Source organism: Methanomassiliicoccales archaeon (assembly GCA_038850735.1).
Classification (GTDB): domain Archaea; phylum Thermoplasmatota; class Thermoplasmata; order Methanomassiliicoccales; family JACIVX01; genus JACIVX01.
The window spans coordinates 23,324-42,698 of record JAWCLO010000012.1; the positions used below are offsets into that span (position 1 = coordinate 23,324).

General features: G+C 44.6%; 24 protein-coding genes. 8 read left to right on the plus strand and 16 right to left on the minus strand.

Annotation, left to right across the window (positions count from 1 at the left end; genetic code table 11):
* Window positions 1–145: 145 nt before the first annotated feature.
* The 4 genes from QW087_07520 (at window position 146) to QW087_07535 (ending at window position 2,356) form a co-directional block, all read left to right on the plus strand.
* Window positions 146–742 (plus strand): METTL5 family protein, encoded by a 597-nt coding sequence (locus QW087_07520; protein ID MEM2944570.1) that lies wholly within the window; start codon window positions 146–148, stop codon window positions 740–742.
* 11 nt (window positions 743–753) lie between these two features.
* A complete protein-coding gene (locus QW087_07525) occupies window positions 754–1,314 on the plus strand; it encodes an exosome complex RNA-binding protein Csl4 (GenBank protein ID MEM2944571.1) in 561 nt (186 codons plus the stop codon).
* A 115-nt stretch (window positions 1,315–1,429) separates the two neighbouring features.
* Complete coding sequence (locus QW087_07530; protein ID MEM2944572.1) at window positions 1,430–1,612, plus strand: hypothetical protein; 183 nt, start codon at window positions 1,430–1,432, stop codon at window positions 1,610–1,612.
* 114 nt (window positions 1,613–1,726) lie between these two features.
* Window positions 1,727–2,356 carry a tRNA 4-thiouridine(8) synthase ThiI gene (locus QW087_07535; protein MEM2944573.1) on the plus strand — a complete coding sequence of 210 codons (630 nt, stop codon included), beginning with the start codon at window positions 1,727–1,729 and terminating at the stop codon, window positions 2,354–2,356.
* Between the two features lie 43 nt (window positions 2,357–2,399).
* Here QW087_07535 and QW087_07540 read toward each other — a convergent pair whose 3' ends face one another.
* Entirely contained in the window at window positions 2,400–2,663 is a 264-nt protein-coding gene (locus tag QW087_07540) for a hypothetical protein (GenBank protein ID MEM2944574.1), read from the minus strand.
* 122 nt (window positions 2,664–2,785) lie between these two features.
* Between QW087_07540 and QW087_07545 the strand changes: the two genes are divergently transcribed.
* On the plus strand, window positions 2,786–3,277 hold the full coding sequence (locus QW087_07545) for a nucleic acid-binding protein (protein ID MEM2944575.1): 492 nt from the start codon (window positions 2,786–2,788) through the stop codon (window positions 3,275–3,277).
* A 255-nt stretch (window positions 3,278–3,532) separates the two neighbouring features.
* Here QW087_07545 and QW087_07550 read toward each other — a convergent pair whose 3' ends face one another.
* A complete protein-coding gene (locus QW087_07550; GenBank protein ID MEM2944576.1) occupies window positions 3,533–4,624 on the minus strand; it encodes an NAD(P)/FAD-dependent oxidoreductase in 1,092 nt (363 codons plus the stop codon).
* Window positions 4,625–4,707: 83 nt separating this feature from the next.
* Entirely contained in the window at window positions 4,708–5,667 is a 960-nt protein-coding gene (locus QW087_07555) for a polyprenyl synthetase family protein (protein ID MEM2944577.1), read from the minus strand.
* A gap of 178 nt (window positions 5,668–5,845) precedes the next feature.
* Between QW087_07555 and QW087_07560 the strand changes: the two genes are divergently transcribed.
* Window positions 5,846–6,280: a CBS domain-containing protein gene (locus tag QW087_07560; protein ID MEM2944578.1), complete on the plus strand. Its 435-nt coding sequence runs from the start codon at window positions 5,846–5,848 to the stop codon at window positions 6,278–6,280.
* A gap of 34 nt (window positions 6,281–6,314) precedes the next feature.
* Here QW087_07560 and QW087_07565 read toward each other — a convergent pair whose 3' ends face one another.
* The 12 genes from QW087_07565 to ndhC are packed head-to-tail and all read right to left on the minus strand — an operon-like array spanning window position 6,315 to window position 16,315.
* The gene (locus QW087_07565; GenBank protein MEM2944579.1) at window positions 6,315–7,763 is read right to left on the minus strand and encodes an NADH-quinone oxidoreductase subunit N; all 1,449 of its coding nucleotides are present in this window, start codon (window positions 7,761–7,763) and stop codon (window positions 6,315–6,317) included.
* On the minus strand, window positions 7,764–9,257 hold the full coding sequence (locus QW087_07570) for an NADH-quinone oxidoreductase subunit M (GenBank protein MEM2944580.1): 1,494 nt from the start codon (window positions 9,255–9,257) through the stop codon (window positions 7,764–7,766). It lies immediately after the preceding gene.
* On the minus strand, window positions 9,257–11,221 hold the full coding sequence (nuoL, locus tag QW087_07575) for an NADH-quinone oxidoreductase subunit L (protein MEM2944581.1): 1,965 nt from the start codon (window positions 11,219–11,221) through the stop codon (window positions 9,257–9,259). The genes QW087_07570 and nuoL overlap by 1 nt, the downstream gene beginning before the upstream one ends.
* 2 nt (window positions 11,222–11,223) lie before the next feature.
* Window positions 11,224–11,526, minus strand: coding sequence for a F420H2 dehydrogenase subunit FpoK (gene fpoK, locus QW087_07580; protein MEM2944582.1), 303 nt, complete (start codon window positions 11,524–11,526; stop codon window positions 11,224–11,226).
* Window positions 11,523–11,753: a hypothetical protein gene (locus tag QW087_07585; GenBank protein ID MEM2944583.1), complete on the minus strand. Its 231-nt coding sequence runs from the start codon at window positions 11,751–11,753 to the stop codon at window positions 11,523–11,525. The genes fpoK and QW087_07585 overlap by 4 nt, the downstream gene beginning before the upstream one ends.
* The gene (locus QW087_07590) at window positions 11,750–12,013 is read right to left on the minus strand and encodes an NADH-quinone oxidoreductase subunit J (GenBank protein ID MEM2944584.1); all 264 of its coding nucleotides are present in this window, start codon (window positions 12,011–12,013) and stop codon (window positions 11,750–11,752) included. The genes QW087_07585 and QW087_07590 overlap by 4 nt, the downstream gene beginning before the upstream one ends.
* Window positions 12,013–12,753, minus strand: a complete 741-nt coding sequence (locus tag QW087_07595) for a 4Fe-4S binding protein (protein MEM2944585.1) — start codon at window positions 12,751–12,753, stop codon at window positions 12,013–12,015. The genes QW087_07590 and QW087_07595 overlap by 1 nt, the downstream gene beginning before the upstream one ends.
* The gene (nuoH, locus tag QW087_07600) at window positions 12,754–13,827 is read right to left on the minus strand and encodes an NADH-quinone oxidoreductase subunit NuoH (GenBank protein MEM2944586.1); all 1,074 of its coding nucleotides are present in this window, start codon (window positions 13,825–13,827) and stop codon (window positions 12,754–12,756) included. It lies immediately after the preceding gene.
* Between the two features lie 4 nt (window positions 13,828–13,831).
* The gene (locus QW087_07605; GenBank protein ID MEM2944587.1) at window positions 13,832–14,914 is read right to left on the minus strand and encodes an NADH-quinone oxidoreductase subunit D; all 1,083 of its coding nucleotides are present in this window, start codon (window positions 14,912–14,914) and stop codon (window positions 13,832–13,834) included.
* 1 nt (window position 14,915) lies between these two features.
* On the minus strand, window positions 14,916–15,392 hold the full coding sequence (locus QW087_07610; protein MEM2944588.1) for an NADH-quinone oxidoreductase subunit C: 477 nt from the start codon (window positions 15,390–15,392) through the stop codon (window positions 14,916–14,918).
* 9 nt (window positions 15,393–15,401) lie between these two features.
* Window positions 15,402–15,965, minus strand: a complete 564-nt coding sequence (locus tag QW087_07615; GenBank protein ID MEM2944589.1) for an NADH-quinone oxidoreductase subunit B family protein — start codon at window positions 15,963–15,965, stop codon at window positions 15,402–15,404.
* The gene (gene ndhC, locus QW087_07620; GenBank protein ID MEM2944590.1) at window positions 15,956–16,315 is read right to left on the minus strand and encodes an NADH-quinone oxidoreductase subunit A; all 360 of its coding nucleotides are present in this window, start codon (window positions 16,313–16,315) and stop codon (window positions 15,956–15,958) included. Before ndhC ends, QW087_07615 begins: the two co-directional genes overlap by 10 nt.
* A 271-nt stretch (window positions 16,316–16,586) precedes the next feature.
* Between ndhC and QW087_07625 the strand changes: the two genes are divergently transcribed.
* Window positions 16,587–17,108 carry a type 1 glutamine amidotransferase domain-containing protein gene (locus tag QW087_07625; GenBank protein MEM2944591.1) on the plus strand — a complete coding sequence of 174 codons (522 nt, stop codon included), beginning with the start codon at window positions 16,587–16,589 and terminating at the stop codon, window positions 17,106–17,108.
* A 273-nt stretch (window positions 17,109–17,381) separates the two neighbouring features.
* Window positions 17,382–18,197, plus strand: coding sequence for a pyrroline-5-carboxylate reductase (proC, locus tag QW087_07630; protein ID MEM2944592.1), 816 nt, complete (start codon window positions 17,382–17,384; stop codon window positions 18,195–18,197).
* A 34-nt stretch (window positions 18,198–18,231) separates the two neighbouring features.
* Here proC and QW087_07635 read toward each other — a convergent pair.
* On the minus strand, window positions 18,232–19,375 hold a 1,144-nt coding region (locus QW087_07635; protein MEM2944593.1), incomplete at its 5' end, for a TIGR04190 family B12-binding domain/radical SAM domain protein.

The following is a 19,375-nucleotide window of genomic DNA, read 5'->3' on the forward strand; positions in this document are numbered from 1 at the left end:
CACCTTCATTTGATTAGAATGTATTTCGGAAAGCAGAATACGAAAGCAGAAATTTGAAAGCTTATTACGGAAAATGCAGGACTACATATGACCACGGAAAACGTTCATAATCAACAGCGTCCTGATCGTGGGTGGTTAGACAAATATGAAAAAAAAGAAGCTAGAGATGATTTTACAGAATCTCCCGCCCCTTGCACATCCAAAACCACATCTGGAGCAGTATACAACACCAGCTCCCATTGCTGCAGAAATTCTTTATCTGGCGTATGCCAAAGGGGACATACAGGACAAGATTGTCGTCGACTTGGGATGTGGAAATGGAATATTTACAATTGGAGCTTCTTTATTGGGATCAAGAATGGCTATAGGCGTTGATGCAGATCCCATGGCAATCAGAGTGGCGAAGGTAAATGCAGAGCGAGTCAAATGCGATGCTGAGTTCATACTTGCAATCTTGCCTTTCTTTCACGTGCGAGCAGATACTGTAATTCAGAATCCGCCATTCGGCGCCCAGAAGAAAGGCGCTGACCGACCCTTCCTGGCCACAGCCATGAATATTGCAGATGTTGTGTATTCTATGCACTTATATGAAACAGCCGACTTCGTTACAACGTTCGTAAGGGAGAGAGGTTGGAAGATCACATTTCAGAAGGTTTATAAATTCGAGATACCGTGGATGTTTAGTTTCCACAAAAAAGAGAAAAAGGAGTTTAAAGTTCTTCTGATGCGCATTGCGAAGTAAGGTGATAATTGATGAAAGTCAAGAAGTGCGTATTTCCAGGCGATGAAGTAGCCGTTGTTGAAGAATTTATCCCTGGCGAGGGCACCTATGAAATAGACGGAAAGATTTATTCAGCATATTGTGGACACCTAATACTTGATCATGAAGAGAAAGTAGCAAAGGTCTCGGCGAGAAACCCGCCATTAACGTTAAAAGTGGGGGACATTGTGTACGCTGAAATAACTGATGTCAAGAGCACAATGGCAATATGCGAAGTCATTGCTGTTGAAGGAAGAGAACGCAATATTGCTGGTGAAACAAATGCAACGATACACGTGTCTAAAGTCTCTTCAGGATATACACAGGACGTCGGAAAAGAGATCAGACCTAGTGATGTAGTGAGGGCAAGGGTTGTTCAAGTCAAACCCTCTCTTCAACTTTCTACGATTGGACACCACTTCGGCGTGATTCTTGCATTATGCAGAAAATGTCGGATGCCACTCAAAAAGAGGGATAAAAAGCTCTATTGCGAGCGATGTGAGAGGTTTGAGGATAGAAAGGTGGCTGACGACTACGGTGAGGTAAGGTTTTGAACGAGTCAGAAAATTGCCTCGTTCAACTCACGTCAGTAATCAAAAAACATGAGCGGTTATCATTATGCAAAAGGATATATCCCCCATCGATGTTAAACAATAACAGGGAGAACGAATGACAAAGACCACAGAAGATCTGGTCCGCGAAATCAACGAGCTAAGAAACGAGTTGAAACAGATGAAAGAAATTGTCAATATGCTCTTCAGCCTTGTTGTCGAGGCGGAAGAGGATGATATGGACGAATATATAGAATACCCGATGTTTGGAGGGGTTGAACAGAATAGGCTAAACAATTGAATGTGCACACCTTCTTTTTGCTTTCAGATCAGTAGATTGTCCACAGCCCCGCAATGGAATGATCATTTGGCGACGTAATCGATAAGCCAGAATAAATGCTTACTAGGTGACAAAGTGAAACTCGTGAGTTTGATTTCAGGAGGAATAGACTCGCCAGTAGCAGCGTTCCTAATGTTGAGAAGGGGGTTTTGTATCACTTTGTTGCATATGAGTCAACAACCGTTCACCGACGGATCGAATGTTCAAAAGGTCAGGGATGTCGCAAGAAGGCTTATGGAATTTGGCTCAGATAGGATTGAAGTCTACGTGGCTCCCTTTGGAGAGGGGCAGTCGCACATTGCTGAAAACTGTGATGATGGTTTCCAATGTATATTGTGCAAAATGCTGATGTTGAAAATTGCTGAGCACTTTGCACGCAAAATAGGTGCTGAGGGCATTGTTACGGGTGATTCCCTAGGACAAGTGGCGTCTCAAACTCTTCATAACATCTCGGTAGAACAGCACGACATATCGCTACCGATCTTGAGACCGCTGATAGGATTTGACAAAATGGAAATAGAGAAAATTGCAAAATCGATCGGTACATACTCGATTTCAATTCGGCAAGCTATGACATGTCCGTTTGTACCGCGGCGACCTATAACCAAAGGTGATCTCAAAAGCGCTCTTCAACAGGCAACTAAGATTCAAATTGATTTGCTGGCCAATCAGATCTCTTTGAAGATCACGAAATTAGAGTTCTAAATGAGGAAATAACAGCAATATTCCCGAGCTGAGATATACGCTGTCAGGGGAGTACTTTGCATTTCTTGCGGGATATTTCATCCACTTCGTACAGCATCGACATGGTTATCCTGGATACATACTTCGCCTGTACCGCTGAAATGTATAGGGTATTCTTCCCAATAGCTATTTTCAAGTCAGTATCCTTTGGCGGCTTGACTTCGATTGGAAGTATTACAGGTCCATAGCAAGTAGTTGATAGTCTGTAGTCTCTTCTTTTTCTTCTGATGAAGTCTATTACTTCTTGATCCACTTGGATATTCTGCATAACCAGGAGGCAAATGAGAATGACAGTATTTAACAATGCCTTGGCATAATTTCGAATTAAATGAAAAGAGTTGCATATCAATCAAAAAAGAAAAATGGAAACGAATTGGTATATTCAAGAATATGAACAAATCATCCACAGTGATCTATGTTCTCGACACGTCAGCATTTTTCGCTATGCAAGATCTACCACAGGAGGTAGAATTTGCTGCGCCACCGCGAGTAATGGACGAACTAAAGAAGTTTGGAGATAGACGTGCTGAGTATTGGGAATTTAGAATCAAAATCATGTCCCCATCTCCCGAATCGATAAAGAAGACAACGGATCAGGCGAGGAGAACAGGGGATATCCATCGTCTATCAGAAACGGACCTCGAAGTCCTAGCGCTCGCTTATGATCTTGATGGGATTATTATGACTGATGACTATTCAATCCAGAACGTAGCGAAGACGATGAATATCAGCTACGTCAACCTAAATACAAAAGGAATTACAGAAGTCTATAAATGGGTTATGAAATGCGAGGGTTGTGGAAGGACCTTTAGGGAAGAAATCCAGAATTGTCCTATATGTGGTTGCACGCTCAAGTGCAAGCGTGTCAGGAAAAGAAAGTAAGAGATGCGATGATAGCTACTAGATATTCTATCAAGTTATAAACGCCCTCGAGTAAAGTCTGAATTTTTTTCGTCTTTCGAATTGCATTGCTACTATCGCTTTCCGTGCAATTGTATGGTCGGATCTTAGAGAAAAATCAAATAAAATAACCACGAGAATTGCAATCATTCTCCTGGGTGCAGTCGATAGCAGAGATAAATCCGCAGGCATGAGTGATCGATGTATGAACGAGTCTAGATGAGGATTTCAAATCGACTAAGGTATTAGTGATCGACATCGTATTATTCGTGCCATCCTTCTTCTTCCAAGTAACCTCATTGCCCACTCCAAACTCCTTTCATTGCCCCAGCACAAGTCGGCGAGCCTCTTAGTAACTAACGCGGTTCTAAGAGGCTTCTCTACATGTTTCTTGCATTCTCGGGCGTACCTAGATAGTGATTCTCCCGATAGGACAACTTTTGATGCTACCTCACCAGCAATTCTTCCACAGATCATTGCAGTAGGGATTCCGCCCCCATTGACTGTCATCACATGCCCTGCCGCATCGCCGACGATCAATACTCTTTCATTAAAGTTCGGTCGCAGTGGTCCGCCCATAGGTACAAATTTCCCTCTTGGTCTTCTGTTCAAATTGAATTTCTTTCTGTTTGCAAAATTCATTAGATATTCAAATAGAGAACTTTTCGAAAACCTGCGAGCGATGCCGACGCCGACATTTGCGCCGTCCCGCTTTGGAAGAATCCATGCATATCCGCCCGGTGCAATATTTCCAAAATACATCTCGGCTACCGGTTCGAATTGCCCGTTAGCTTGAGAGGTGATTGCTGGGTAAAGCACTTCATTTCTGGGCAGACCAGAACTTTTTGCCACACTAGATAACGGGCCATCGGCACCTATAATGATTTTAGCACGTATTCCCCCATGTGAGGTTTCGGCACCATCTGCCGTCATCGAAATGAAAGTGCATCCTGTAATAATTCTTGCGCCTGCTTTGGAAGCTTCGATCGCTAGGTATTGATCGAATCGGTCGCGGTCGATAGTAAACCCCCTGAAGTCAATTTCATATGTTTTGAGATGCGGTGAATAAAGTCGTATGATATCCGTTCGACGTGAAACAAGATGCTTGGGAAAATCGAAAAGCGACTCGACCTCTCCAACATGCGGGAAAATTCTCTTGATTTCTTCTGATTCTGGAAGAAATTCTCCGCATGCAAAAGGTACTCCAATCTGCTTCTTGCGTTCAATGAGAACGACTTCAGCCCCGTTCAATGCGGCGTATTTCGCTGCGGTACAACCTGCTGGGCCACCACCGACGACTAGAATGTCAGCCGACAATTCATCAGCCATACCCAAGCTCCCATCCATTACCATTCATTTGCTCCTCTATTCTCGTATCTTTTGAGTATCATTCCACTGTATCCTAAGCAATTTCACGATTCTCTTTCTACCACAGTATTTGCCAGTGATCGTAGCGCCTCGATGTAGACCGATGAATCAAGAGTGGCCAATGAATCTACAGCTCTCCTGGAGAACTCAACTGCTTTTTCCTTTGATAACCGAATTGCTTCCGATCCGCTCATAATTTTGAGCGCCTCTTCAACTTCCTTCTTTCTTTTTTTCTTCTTCTCAAAGAGCTCTGATAACCGCCTTCCCGTAACCCCGTCCTCCATTGCTAAGATGATCGGGAGAGTTGGCGTTCCATCATAAAAATCCATCCCTTTTGGTTTCCCCAGAGAATCCTCACGGCCAATGATGTCCAATATGTCATCCATTATCTGGAATGCCATTCCAAGGTTAAGTCCGTAAGACCCAAAGGCCTCAATAGCCCCAGCGGAGCCACCGCCTAGAAGCGTACCGACTTTTGCACTAGCTTCTATAGGTTTTGCCGTTTTTCCCTCTATGATCTTCAAATAAGTCTCTATAGAGGTTGAGGGGTCATTCATATGCTCAACCTGCATAATTTCGCCCTCAGCCATACATGAACACGCGTCTGCGATAATCTCTACTACTTCCTTGCTGAAAGATCCGCCCGCCCTGAAGCCCTTTACAAAGAGAAAATCGCCAGCAACTAACGAAAGTTGAACACCATATTTTCTGTGAGCTGAGATTTTGCCACGTCTCTTAGTGCCACCATCATTGATATCATCGTGGATAAGCGTCGCACTATGTATGAGTTCAAATGCCGCGGCAATCCCAACAACCCTAGCAACGTCTACCCCACCAACGGCTCGATAACTGAGAATGGCTACACCAGGACGAATGCGCTTTCCTCCAGCACCTATCACGTGCATTGATATTTCGGTGAGGAGACGTTGCTTGGAGTGTATGCACCTCCTGATTTCCTCTTCGACCAAATTTAGTTCATTTTTTATTGGCTGGTCCCAGCTCATCAATATCGAGGTGCCTAATGTTGATAACATACTTATTTATTACTTCAGAATTTTTCATTTGTGTTGGTTTAAATCACGATGAATTCGACCAATTTGTCATAGGATTTTCATATAGAAAGAATTACGTGGCAAATTTCGGAGAAATATTTATCAGGATGTAGATGCCAAGAGGCACCTTATGAACGTGACAGCTAGAGTTAGAGATTATGTGAATAGAAATCCCCCAGTGGTTGATTATGGTGCAACCTTGAGAGATGTGGTAAAACTAATGGTGGAAAGTCATCAGACAGGCGTTGTGGTAAAAGAGGAAGAGATGGTATTAGGGGTAATCACTTCAACAGATGTCACCAGAGTGATTACGCAGGGCAGAGATCCCTCATCAATAAAAGTGAGGGAATTCATGACTGCATGCACGCTAGTCGGGCAAAATCCTTGCATACAGATTCACGAGGACGGGTATGTTATTGACGCATTGAGACTCATGTTGGTAGCGGGTGTAAGCAGGGTGCTTGTTGTTGATTCTAAAGGCGACTTTGTTGGTACAATCTCATTTCTGGATGCTTTACGAGCATACGAAGAAGAGATCTCTCGCATCGAGATGCAAAACAAGTAAAAAAACAAATGAATAATAAAAAAATCAAAAAAGATCAAAGAAAGAAAGCCCTCGCCGCTTCTCTACAGAGATCCAGCACCGGCGAAGGATAAATACCGATTATTATTGTTGCGATCAAAGTAATTGAAATGGCGATCACCATCGAACCTGGCAGGCGTATCGACTCTCCAGAGCCAGATTCAACGTACATGTACTTAATCACGCGCACATAATAATATAGTGAAATGGCACTGTTGATAACACCGAAAACTGCCAACCATAGGAGCCAAGCGTGGCCTGGAGTTGCGGCCGCATCGACGGCACTGGAGAACAACCAGAATTTACTCGCAAAACCGGATAGAGGCGGAATACCAGCGAGCGACAAAAGAAGCACGCTCATTGAAAACGCAAGGAAAGGTGATCTCTTTGCAAGTCCCTTGTAATCTGATATACTTTCACCAAATGTTACTGTTGAAAGAGCGGCAACGGCTATGAATGCTCCTCCCTTCATGAAAGCATGTGTGACTATGTGGAATATGCCACCAGCTACGGCATACTCCGTTCCTACTGGTAATGCAATCAAGATGTAGCCCGCTTGCGCGATGCTTGAATAAGCTAGCATTCTCTTGATGTTCGATTGCGATATTGCAATGAGATTGCCCAGGGTCATTGTCATCATCGCAATGATTGCGACTATAACATCCCAGTCAGCCTTGACGGCAATAAGACCTATGAGAAAGATTTTGAATAGAGCGACAAAACCCATTTTCTTTGAGCCCGACGCTAACATTGCTGTGATCGTCGTTGGAGCCCCTTCGTATACATCTGGAGCCCACATATGGAACGGAATGATAGCGACCTTAAATCCGAACCCTGCAATGAGCATTCCTGTGGCAAGCAGAATTGCGGGATCCATTCCAGAAGCTGTTGCAAGAGATGTCCCGATTTCTGCAAACCCAGTGCTCCCTGCAATACCGTAAATGAGCGATATGCCGTAGAGAGAAATCGCAGAAGAGAACGCACCGATAATGAAATACTTGACCGCGGCTTCCATCCCCCGCTTGTCAAATTTCCTAAATCCGACAAGCGCATACGAGCATATGCTCGCGAGTTCAAGTCCAACGAACAGTGTGATAAGATCAAGAGAGGACGCAACGAGCATCATACCGAGTGTTGCCAAAAGAATCAATGAGTAATACTCAGCAAGATGTCTTTCCCCGCGCACGTAACGTACCGAGGCGATTATTACATACAACGCAACAGCTAGAAAGACGAGTTTGAATGCCACAGCGAAGGCATCAAGTCTTATCAAACCTCCTGCGAAAACCACCGGTTCTGATCCACTGATGTAGAACGTAATAAGTGGAATCATTGCCACGATAACCCCAACGGCGGAGATGATGCCCAGAAGCTTTTCTGACCTCGTTGCAAAGAATATTGCTGGTATGGCAATAGCGATTAAAAGTACGATCATCTCTGAATAGACTGGTGAAAGATCAATCATTTATCCCACCCCCAGAGCGGCAGAAATAACCGATGCAGATGGTGTGATAAAATCCATCACAACAGACGGAAACATTCCAAAGAATACGATGAGAATTGCAAGAATAGCAAGGGGAATTGCTTCGTACCAATTGGTATCGTGCGCATGGGTAAGATCTATCTTATCGGTAAGCGGTCCAAACATCGTTCGCTGCAGAGCCCAGAGATAGTAACCAGCCGTAATGGCGACGCTCGCGATGGGCAGAAAGAGAATCCACGCATAGGAGTCAAATGTGGCCACGAAAACCGAAAATTCGGCTACAAACCCAATCATCCCTGGGAGACCTAAAGAAGCAAGGAATCCGATTGTCATAAAGGTAGCAGCAATGGGCATTTTTTGAGCTAGGCCGCCAAGCAAAGGTATCTCTCTTGTGCCGACCTTGTGCTGTACTACGCCACACATCATAAAGAGAACAGCAGTGATCAGACCGTGTGAAAACATCTGCAACACTGCAGCTGCGATGCCGAGCTGCGAGCCCGTTGATATGCCAAGCAGGACGATTCCCATATGACTAATCGAGGAAAATGCAACCATTTTCTTCAAATCCTTTTGAGCAAGACACACCAATGATCCATACAATATCGAGAGAATCGCAATAGCAAGCATAAGCGGCATCAGCGTTGATGCTCCAACAGGAAGCGTTGGTAGTGCAATCCTGATGATACCGTATGAGCCCATTTTCAGTAGAAGTCCGGCTAGTAATACGCTGCCAGCAGTTGGCGCCTCGACATGCGCATCTGGCAGCCATGTGTGGAAGGGTACTACCGGCATCTTCACGCCGAATGCAAAGAAAAGTGCAGCAAAGGCTGCTACTTGAAATACGCCACTGAAATCACCACTCACGGTTGCTATGTCTGTAATACTGAAACTCGCATATCCCAGAAGTGGCTTTGCTTCGAAATAAAGCGCCATTATAGTGATAAGCATCGCTAAACTTGCCACATGCGTATAGATGAAAAACTTGATTGACGCATATGCGCGCCGTGGCCCTCCCCATATCGCTATTAGGAAATACATGGGGATGAGTACTACCTCCCAAAATACGTAAAATAAAAAGTAATCGAGAGCGGTAAATACGCCAACCACTCCAACCTCTAGGATAAGCATTAGGCCCATGTATTCCTTTGTTCGATGTTCCACGTCCCAGGAGAAAAGTATCGCTAGAAAACACAGCAACGTCGTGAGGAATACCATAGGGGCACTTATGCCATCGATGCCAAGGTAGTAAGATATTCCATAACTTTCAATCCATGTATGTTTTTCGACAAACTGAATAGTACTCGTCCCAAGCTGAAAATCAATCAATAGGAGCGCTGATAACACCAGTGGAATTGCTGAGACCACAAGCGCTATGATCGAAGCTCTTCTCTGCGTGTTTCCGAGCGCAAACACCAAGAATGAGCCAACAAGCGGAACTAGGAGAAGTGCCGTCAGAATTGGGACTTGTTCGAACATCACCTCAAACCTCCTGCCAGATAGAATAGAATTATAATGATTGAAATTGCCAGAACAATGATTACCGCATAGAATCTAACATTGCCTGTCTGGATTTTCCTCGCATAATTGCCGGTTCTCACCAGTAACAATGCGATACCGTTGACGATACCGTCTATTACATAACGATCAAAAGCATCGCAGAGAAGTGCAAATCCATACACAACCCTTTCCGCAAATGCATTATAGCCGGCCGCAAACCCATATCGGTTGATAAGCAGATTGTACATGGCCTTTCTTGACCTCGTTGATACGAAAATCTCTGGCGAAATGATGTGCTTGTAATATATCGCATAGGCCAGCGCAAATCCACATACTGCGACCACAATTGACAGGTAAGTTAAAGGATTCCCAAATGTCAGCGATATAATTTCTAGCCCTGATAAAACATGAGGTTCCTCAAAGAAGACTTGAGAGCCAAAGCCCCCTCCGATGAAAAGCACCAAGAAAGAGCCCGCTGCGAGAATGGACAAGATGATGAGAGGGAATGTCATAATCCTTGGGGATTCATGGGCATGATGGGATGCCTCTCCTTCGCTTCCAGAAAAAGTCATGAACCAGAGTCTGAACATGTAGAATGCCGTCATAAATGCCGTGGCAATGCCCAAAATGTACAGGATCACAAAGATCCAATGGAGTTCGCCAGCTTCAAAAACGGTAGCAAGGACTTCGTCTTTGCTCCAGAACCCGCTAAAAGGGGGGATTCCTGAAATGGATAGAGCACCTATGAGCATAGCCAGCGAAGTAATTTTCATCTTCTTGCCCAGCCCACCCATAAGTTTCATATCTTCAGTGTGTACAGCGTGTATTACACTGCCAGCGCATAGAAAGAGGAGCGCTTTGAAGAATGCATGGTTCATCAAGTGAAACATCGACGCTGTGTAGCCCTCGGGATTATGCAGGTGATAGAAGAGGTAACCGCCGGCACCTAGCGCCAACATCATGTATCCCAATTGACTTATTGTGGAGTAGGCAAGTACACGCTTGATGTTTGGATTGTTGAGTGCCATGGTTGCTGCCATAAAGGCTGTGATACCACCAATTACGGCCACAAATAACAGAATATCTGGGGTTTGAACAAATAGAGGAAAGGACCTCGCAACAAGATACACACCGGCTTTCACCATAGTCGCAGCATGAATAAGTGCTGAGACGGTTGTTGGACCCTCCATTGCATCGGGCAGCCAATCGTGCAACGGGAATTGCGCACTCTTCCCTATCGCCCCGCCAAAGATCATGAAAGTTCCAATAGAAAGCAGACCGAGGTCGCTACCTGATACATCCAATTCAAAAAGCTCTCGGAAATTGAGCGTCTTAAATGTTGTAAAGAGTATGATCAGGCCCGCCATGAACATAATATCTCCGACGCGGGTTACAATGAAGGCTTTCTTCGCTGCCGAAGCAGCAGAGGGCTTGTGATACCAGAATCCGATAAGAAGATAGGAGCATAGACCCACCAATTCCCAGAAAATGAAAAGTTCTAGGTAGTTGTTGGCAAGAACAAGGCCAAGCATGACGCCTACGAAAAGAGAAATTTCCGTGTAGTACCGTCTTTTTCTTCCGCCTTCCTCGCCCATATAGGCGATCGAATAGATTATAACGAGCGTTGACACGAGAGAAACAACAATAAGCATCAGCGCCGTCAGCTGATCTATGTAAATTCCAATCTCAAAAGCGTAGGCTTCGTTAAACACAAGCCAACTTCTTGATTGCTCGAAAATGCCGTCCGCAATCCCATCAGCTAAGTCAAAAGATCCGTCCAAAACTTGCCAGACGACAACTGATGTCAACAGCAACGAAATTCCCGAACCGAGTATCGCGATATAGCCTCCGCCTTCTTTCAATCGCGCACCAAAGAGACCAATGATGAGACCTGCAATAAGGGGAAAAATCGGTATCAACCACGCAAACTCTACTGGTTGCACACTTACCACCTCAGCGCGTCGACTTCATCGATATTTATTGTGTCTCTTGCTTTAGATAGAGCCAACAATATGGCCAATCCTACCGCCACCTCAGCAGCTGCTATAGCGATGGAGAACAGAGCAAACACTTGACCACGGAAATCATCATAAAATGCTGAAAAGGCAACGAAGTTGATATTGGCAGAATTCAGCATCAGCTCAATACACATTAGAACAACGATTGCATTCCGCCTTGTTAGTACACCATAAGTACCTATTATAAATAGTACGGCAGCCAAAGCAAGAAAGTATTCCATTGGAATCATTTGCTTTCCTCCTTTGCGAGAAAAACGCCACCAAGCATTGCCGCAAACATGACTATGCCGATCACAAGAAATGTTATGCCGTAATCCTCGAACAGTGTGACTGCAATCATTCCCATTTCAAAATGAGTAATCTGTCCTGGTATCCAATTAGTTGAAGAGATAGAGATGACTACGACAAGGAATAATGCGACAGTTGCAACCGCTGCAAGCGCCTTTTGAGGGTTCAAATCCGTTCACCCCCCATGATTCTTCTCTTGGTCAGCATGATTCCAAAGAGCATGAGAACAGATACGGCGCCAACATAGATAAGGATCTGAATTATGGCAACATATTCTGCGCTGAGGAAAAAGAATACTATCGCAACCCCGATAAACGCCAGAGCCAAATACATCACACTATGGACGATTTCCTTTGATGCAACCACATAGATCGCAGCTGCTACTGTGATTATCGCAAATATCAAGAAAAATATGAGATCCCATTCCATCAAATCGCCTCCTTCATCGTGAGGGCATCTCTGGGGCAGTTTTCAACGCACTGTTCGCAGCTTACGCACTTTTCATAATCGAACTTCGGCCGCTTGATGGGTTTTCCTTTATCGCTCACACCTGCCTGAATCATTTCAATCGCACCTGCAGGGCATACTTTGGCGCATCTTGAACATCCGATGCATTTTTTGTCGTCCAATTCAGGCTTATCTTTTGATTCTAAGGCTCTCTCAGCTGGCAACTGTTTAAGTCCCTTCCTGAGCTCTGAAGGTGTAACCTCAGTGAGATGTACTTCGTATCCTGGTTTGTGTTCATATTGCAGCTTAAAGGGGTCATAAATTAGCTCTTCACGGCTGAATGCCGCAAGTTCATATTCCGGTGTGACGATCATTGCGTTCTTCGGACAGTACTCAGCACAATAACCACACATCATGCATCTGCCAAGATTGACGCTTGGTCGCTTGATTTTCTTTCCCTCTTTGTCGGCAATTTCCACAAGCTCTATGCAACCTGTTGGACACATTCTCATACAGATGCCACAACCGATACATCGGTCCATGATAAGACCTGGGCGTCCTCTATAATTATCGGGCAAAACAAGTTTCTCCCATGGATATAAAACGGTATTAGGGCGGTGAACCGTGGCTCTAAGCGTCTCTTTGAGGGTAGCGTACATCGGCATAATCACATACCCAGTGATTCCGATGTTTTTCTTCTTCCTCTTTTCTTGCTCAGGCAATCACAACCACCCCATGGATTTTATCAAAACTGCAATGAGAATATTGATTAGCGAGAGCGGAATCAATCGCTTCCATCCAATGTTCAAAATCTGATCGATGCGCACTCTCGTAAGTGATCCTCGGATCCAAATGAATACAAAGAAGACGATGAACACCTTGATCAGGAACCATATCTCGGGTGGCAGAATTGGACCGTTCCATCCTCCCAAAAACAGAAGAACACCGACGGCTGCACCAGCGTAGCCTCTAAAGTATTCGGCAAGCATCAATAAGCCAAATCGCATTCCTCCGTATTCTGTCCACCATCCTTCCACCAGTTCAGCTTCTGCCTCAGGTAAGTCAAACGGGATTCTTTCGACTTCGGCCACGATTGTAATAAGAAATATAACAAAACCAATAAATTGGGGGATAACGAACCATATCGATTCCTGCTGAGCCCTCACTATATCAGAAAGATTCAGGCTTCCTGCGAGTATCACTACCCCAACAATCGATAGAAGCAGTGGAACTTCATAGCTAATGAGTTGCGCGGCAGACCGCATTCCTCCAATAAGAGAATACTTGTTGTTCGATGCCCACCCACCGATAAGAATTGCAAAGGGTGTTATACTAAATATGGCGAACAAGAAGATTAAGCCGCCATCAAGATCCGCCAGATAAAAACGTTCGCTTATTGGGATCAAACCGATAAGGAGAATTGAAGAGCCGATAATGATTATTGGCGACCAATTGTATCCCTTTTTGTCCGCTTTTTCGGGGATGATTATCTCTTTAAGGAAGGTCTTCAGCCCATCAGCAATATTCTGAAAATATCCCGCAGGGCCAACAACCATCGCTCCCCTTCTATCCATAAGTCTGCCCAATGTTTTCCGTTCTTGCCATATCATCGTTATGGCTATTAGGAAACCGACTATGAAAAGGATCAGAGCTACACCTAAGATCGTGAGGAAATCTATTACACTCTGACTTTCCAGCCATGATGCAAATCTGTGAAATCCTAGCCAATCAATAAAATAACTTATGATGCCAACGAGCCAGTCTACGATCATCTCAGTGAAACCGTAAATGTCCATTCGCTCACCTGTCCGTTTCCCCTAAGCACATGTCAACTGAACCCATGATTGCGGGGACATCCGCAACCTTATAACCCTTTAGCATGATTGGAACCGCGGAAACTGTTACAAAAATTGGACTTCTTACCTTCAGTCTAAATGGTTTATCTGTTCCGTCGCCTATAACATACATGAGGGCTTCACCTCTTGGATCTTCCACTCTGGCAAATGCTGTTCTTTTCGGCGCATGCCGTGGCGCCTTGACGCGCACTGGTCCATCAGGCATTTTCTTGAAGGCTTCCCTAATGATGTGGCAACTCATTCTCATTTCATCCATGCGAACCTTGTACCGCGCATAGCAGTCGCAATCTGGATGGGTACATATGTCCCAGTCCAACTCATCATAAACTGAATAAGGATCGTGATCTCTGATATCAATTCTCACACCGCTCCCTCTCAGGCTGGGACCTGTCACGCCTAGATTAATGGCATCGGCAGCCTTGAGGATCCCTACACCCTCAGTTCTCAATCGGAAGATCGCGCTCTTATCGTATATCTGTTCATACTCATCGAGCTTCTTCTCGAAGAAGTCGAGTGTTCTCAAACAATCTCTTTCAAAATTCGGGGGGAGATCATTCCTTACCCCTCCAATCCTCATGTAATTGTAAGTCATTCTAGCTCCCGAGACACTTTGCAGGAGATCTAAAAACAATTCTCTTTCTCTCATTGCGTAGACAAATCCCGTTAGAAGGCCAAGATCCGTACCATATGCCGCAAGCCACATAAGGTGACTTGCAATCCTTTGCAACTCAAGGACGATCACTCGAATATACTCAGCCCTTTCTGGAACCTCAACATCCATTAACTCTTCAACTGCAAGGCAGTAAAGGTGGCTCCAGGACATTGATGCTCCATAACAGAGCCTGTCAGACATGGGGATGATCTGTGGATACATCCTGTTTTCTGTCAGCTTTTCCCAACCCCTATGTAAGTATCCAACAACAGGTTCTGCATCGACGATGGTTTCGCCATCCACTTTTACCCGAAGATTCCACAGTCCGTGAGTCATCGGGTGTTGTGGTCCCATGTTGATCCACATTTCGGCCATTCTAAGTCCCCCTCAGCTTGAAGTCCTTTCTGAACGGGAAATACTGGGCGTCTTCTGGTAGGAATATTCGCTCAAGCCTCGGATGGTTTCTGAAACGGATTCCAAACATGTCGTATGTTTCTCGCTCATGCCAATTGGCTCCTCCCCAAAGAGGTGTTATAGAATCTATTTCTGGTTCCTCTCGCGGAATGTCCACCGTAATCTCCAATACACACTGATTCTGATAAGACGAAATGTGATAAACAACCTGAAACCGATCAATTCTATCAACGCCAGTTACACACGATACGTGTTCGAAGCTCAATTGATCTTTCAAGAATTGACAGAGCTTGTAAAAAACAAATCTATCGGCCCTCGCAAAAATCCGTCTTGGCGCTAGTCCCCCGATAGTCACCCCATCGGGGAACTCCTTTCTAACAGCATTTACAATATCACTTTCCGACATCTTCTTGGTAGGATGCTCGCCAGCTTCTTTCAAAGTTTCACCTCAGTCTTCTAAGAACCTACCCTTCGTTGATTTCCGAATCATGTCCTGGAGCTTGAGGAACCCGTCGAGCAGGGCTTCGGGCCTTGGCGGGCAGCCAGGAATGTAAATATCGACAGGTATGAAAGTGTCTACCCCCTGCACAACTGTTGGCGAATCATACCATGGACCCCCTGAGATCGCACATTCACCCATTGCAATAACCCATTTTGGCTCTGGCATCTGCTCATACAGCCTTCTTAGGTCCGGCCTGAGTTTCGTGGTCACCCATCCATTTACGAGCAAAACATCGCATTGTCTTGGCGATGATCTGTAGACAATTCCGAATCTTTCGGCGTCCCATCGCGGAGCGGAAGAAGCTGCCATTTCGAGAGCACAACATGCAATTCCGAAATGAAGCGGGAATATGGAATTTCTCAAGGACCAGCTCCAAATGGGTGTCGTGATCTTATCAACAGCTTTTTTTATGCCTGTAGCTCTCATGATGTCATCAAAAACAGTTGAAGACCATTTCGCAAACTCCTTAACGCTCATTGCAATAGCATTCGGTGCGAGGCTCAAATCCATAGAAATTCCTCCTTCTTGAGCGCATACGCAAGCCCGATCAATAAAACTACAATAAAGATTCCCATGTATATCTTCGCGGTAATCGTCAGGTCAGTGAAGGCAAGAGCCCAAAGCATCAAAAATACAGTAATAATATCAAAAATGACAAAAATTATACCAAATATATAATATTGGAAGTGAAATTGAATTTGCGCTTCGCCTATAGGTACTTCTCCGCATTCATATGTAAGTGTCTTTTGCGCCATCTTTTTCGTAGGTCTGAAGAATCGTGATAGGTAAAATGCGATTGCTGGGAAAAGTATTGTTACCAATGCGAAAACCGCAACGGGCAAATACTTCTCAAGTAACATCGGAGGCACAATATACTGCCTTTATTTAAATTTTCCATGAAAATGCTTTCGACAAATCGCGAAACTTTTGAAGCCAGAAAGAACCCGAGGTAACGATAGACAATTATATTCTGAAACCACAATATTTTAGATACCTCATAAATTGGAGGGGATCCTTCCCCGAAATTCGAAACTTGCCGCTTTGAAAATCTAGCAGGCGGGAATATATGTATTGAAAGCGGAATAGTTAAGTGTATAATTTACGTGCTCTGTAGATGCTTCGGGTGATCTATTGCCGAAAAAAATCGCGATTCTCGTGGAAAATGATTATGAAGATCTCGAACTCTGGTATCCTTTGCTGAGACTGATCGAAGAGGGCTACACACCAGTAGTAATCGGTACTGGGAGCGACGAGGTGTACCACAGCAAGCACGGTTACGAAGTTAAAGCAGAGTTGCAGATCTCTCAAGCAAACGCAGCGGATTTTGATGGTGTGATTATTCCTGGAGGATGGGCACCGGACCGACTGAGGAGGTATCCGCCGATTAATGATTTCGTAAGGGAATTATTCGAATCAAAAAAACTCGTGGCTGCTATTTGTCATGGGGGTTCAGTTCTCATATCTGCAGGTATTCTAAAAGGAAAGAAAGTAACGGGAGTCATAGCGATTAAGGACGATCTCATTAATGCAGGTGCACGGTATAAAAATGAGGAGGTTGTCGTCGATAACAATATCATAACATCCAGAAGACCATCAGATCTGCCTGCATTCATGAGGGAAATACTTAGATTTCTTAGAAAAATGGGAGAATAATATACGAAATCGCCAAATTTGCCCTTTCGCGTATGAGAACGCTCAAAGGCAAATTCTTTACAACAGAAAGCCATTTGGATTTTGCAGAATGTTGAAAGGACATTATGGAATAGTTATAGGAATATGTATATTGCAGACAACCGCAACGGAATCGAGCTAAATTGATTCAAATAAATAATGCTAAATTATTTAAGGACTTCCAACATGTTAGTAGCTCTTACAAACACGTGAAACAACCTGGATGCACGATTAAGGTTAAGTTGGGGTGGCTAGATGAAAAAGGTCGGATTCATCGGCGCTGGAAACATGGCTGAAGCTCTCATAAATGGGATTATATCCGTTGGACTCGCAGAAAGAGAAGGTATAGTTGCAAGCGAAATTATTCCGGAAAGAAGGGAATACATTTCAAAGGCTCTTGGAATTCTTACAACTGATAGCAATACAGAGGTTGTTAAATCTTGTGATATAATCATTCTTGCCGTAAAGCCTAACGTGGTTGGATCGGTTCTTGAGGAGCTAAGACCCTATATCACGCAAGATAAGCTGGTTATATCGATCGCAGCTGGTATTCGCATTAAATTTATCGAATCAAAACTCAAACCTGGTAGCAGAGTTGTGAGAGTCATGCCAAATCATGCATGCCTAGTCGGCGCATCGGCTTCTGGATTTGCACTTGGAAGCCACGCTACACCAGAGGATAGGGACACCGTACAGAGGATCCTTGAGTCTGTAGGAATCGCCTTTTGCCTTGATGAGAAGCTTCTCGACGCCGTAACAGGGCTCAGCGGAAGCGGACCGGCTTTCGTTTATCTCGTCATTGAAGCCCTTGCTGATGGTGGAGTCCGCGCTGGACTTCCACGTGATGTATCACTGGCATTAGCTGCTCAAACGGTACTTGGTTCCGCAAAGGTCGTCCTCACGAGTAAGAAGCATCCTGGCGAACTCAAAGATCAGGTTGCTTCCCCAGCAGGAACAACGATAGAAGGATTGTCAATATTAGAAGCGGCCGGTGTGAGAGGCGCTTTGATAGAGGCTGTGTTCGCGGCTTCTCAGAGATCCGTGGAGTTAGGACAAGAAAAGAATCATTAACTTTTCATCAGTCACGAAAAGAGGGCACACAAGTTCATCGCATTTTTTTACCCTTCAAGATGCCGAATAGAGCGCGGGGTACTGACCTGAGAATTCCTTCAGCTTCCCATTCAAGATCTCTTTTTTTACAAATAGTTGATTCCATTAGCGCACGAACCTCATCCCTGAGAGATTGAAGCTGATTTCTTCTTTCCTGCATGTCTCTTATAAGCATGATTGACTCGATTTTAGCATCGAGTTTTCTTGCAAGCGTTATCCTGTCAACAAGCGACTCATAGGCTTCACGAGAAATCAATCCTGACTCAAACCTTCTCGCGTTAATCCGCTCAGCCACATCATATGACGAACGAACGATTTCCGATCGAGTCATCCATATCGTTTCATATGACAGAACATCTTTCCAACTCGGATTCAACAGCCTCACGCGATGGTCCTCAAGCGTTCGAGCAAATAGCCTATATCCATAGACCTCGGGGTTTTCAAATGCCTGGCTACCTGGATCAAGAAATGGTGCAAGGGGAGAGGCATAGAAAAATAGTTTTTCTTTTTCGGCAGATTCAATAGTGCGGTAGAAGTGGTCGATGTAATCCGCTATCGCGAATACTGAGGCCAGTGTTTGTTGCGGAAGGCCGATCATGAAGAATAAATCGAATCGTTTACATCCATGTTTGAAAGACTTTAAAACAGTGGATTCTAAGGAAGCGTTATCAAAGCATCTGCCTAATGCATAGCGGACTTTTTCATCTTGTGAATCGGGAGAAAACTGAACAGAATAACTGCCGAGAGACTTCGATGCCATGGAAAAAAATTCGTTTTGGGCGGGCGTGAATATCTCGAGTACGATATGATTTTCCACGCCCAATTTCTTCACCTCATTGAAAAACCTCTCAGGGTAATCCTTGCCTCCTTGGCGTAGATCTCCGACAATGAAGATTGGGGACTTCAAATGACAGTAGATATTGTAAACATCGAGAGCAAGCAGTTCTGGCGACCTGTAAGCTGGCCTCTTTCTGCAGAACACACTCCTCATAGCACTGCATGAACCGCCACAGATCGCACAATTCATGGTGCAGCCCCTGGCGGAAAAAACGGCCGTAAGCGGATATCTATCCCAATCTCTGAATGGTTTGAAACCATTGAGATCGAGATGTCTAATTACTGACCTAATTACCCAACCA

Coding starts and splice junctions, on each gene's coding strand:
- QW087_07520 (MEM2944570.1), top strand. CDS start 146: ATGAAAAAAAAGAAGCTAGAGATGATTTTACAGAATCTCCCGCCCCTT.
- QW087_07525 (MEM2944571.1), top strand. CDS start 754: ATGAAAGTCAAGAAGTGCGTATTTCCAGGCGATGAAGTAGCCGTTGTT.
- QW087_07530 (MEM2944572.1), top strand. CDS start 1,430: ATGACAAAGACCACAGAAGATCTGGTCCGCGAAATCAACGAGCTAAGA.
- QW087_07540 (MEM2944574.1), bottom strand. CDS start 2,663: ATGCAGAATATCCAAGTGGATCAAGAAGTAATAGACTTCATCAGAAGA.
- QW087_07545 (MEM2944575.1), top strand. CDS start 2,786: ATGAACAAATCATCCACAGTGATCTATGTTCTCGACACGTCAGCATTT.
- QW087_07550 (MEM2944576.1), bottom strand. CDS start 4,624: ATGGCTGATGAATTGTCGGCTGACATTCTAGTCGTCGGTGGTGGCCCA.
- QW087_07555 (MEM2944577.1), bottom strand. CDS start 5,667: ATGAGCTGGGACCAGCCAATAAAAAATGAACTAAATTTGGTCGAAGAG.
- QW087_07560 (MEM2944578.1), top strand. CDS start 5,846: ATGAACGTGACAGCTAGAGTTAGAGATTATGTGAATAGAAATCCCCCA.
- QW087_07565 (MEM2944579.1), bottom strand. CDS start 7,763: ATGATTGATCTTTCACCAGTCTATTCAGAGATGATCGTACTTTTAATC.
- QW087_07570 (MEM2944580.1), bottom strand. CDS start 9,257: ATGTTCGAACAAGTCCCAATTCTGACGGCACTTCTCCTAGTTCCGCTT.
- fpoK (MEM2944582.1), bottom strand. CDS start 11,526: ATGATTCCAATGGAATACTTTCTTGCTTTGGCTGCCGTACTATTTATA.
- QW087_07590 (MEM2944584.1), bottom strand. CDS start 12,013: ATGGAATGGGATCTCATATTTTTCTTGATATTTGCGATAATCACAGTA.
- nuoH (MEM2944586.1), bottom strand. CDS start 13,827: ATGGACATTTACGGTTTCACTGAGATGATCGTAGACTGGCTCGTTGGC.
- QW087_07605 (MEM2944587.1), bottom strand. CDS start 14,914: ATGGCCGAAATGTGGATCAACATGGGACCACAACACCCGATGACTCAC.
- QW087_07615 (MEM2944589.1), bottom strand. CDS start 15,965: ATGGATTTGAGCCTCGCACCGAATGCTATTGCAATGAGCGTTAAGGAG.
- ndhC (MEM2944590.1), bottom strand. CDS start 16,315: ATGTTACTTGAGAAGTATTTGCCCGTTGCGGTTTTCGCATTGGTAACA.
- proC (MEM2944592.1), top strand. CDS start 17,382: ATGAAAAAGGTCGGATTCATCGGCGCTGGAAACATGGCTGAAGCTCTC.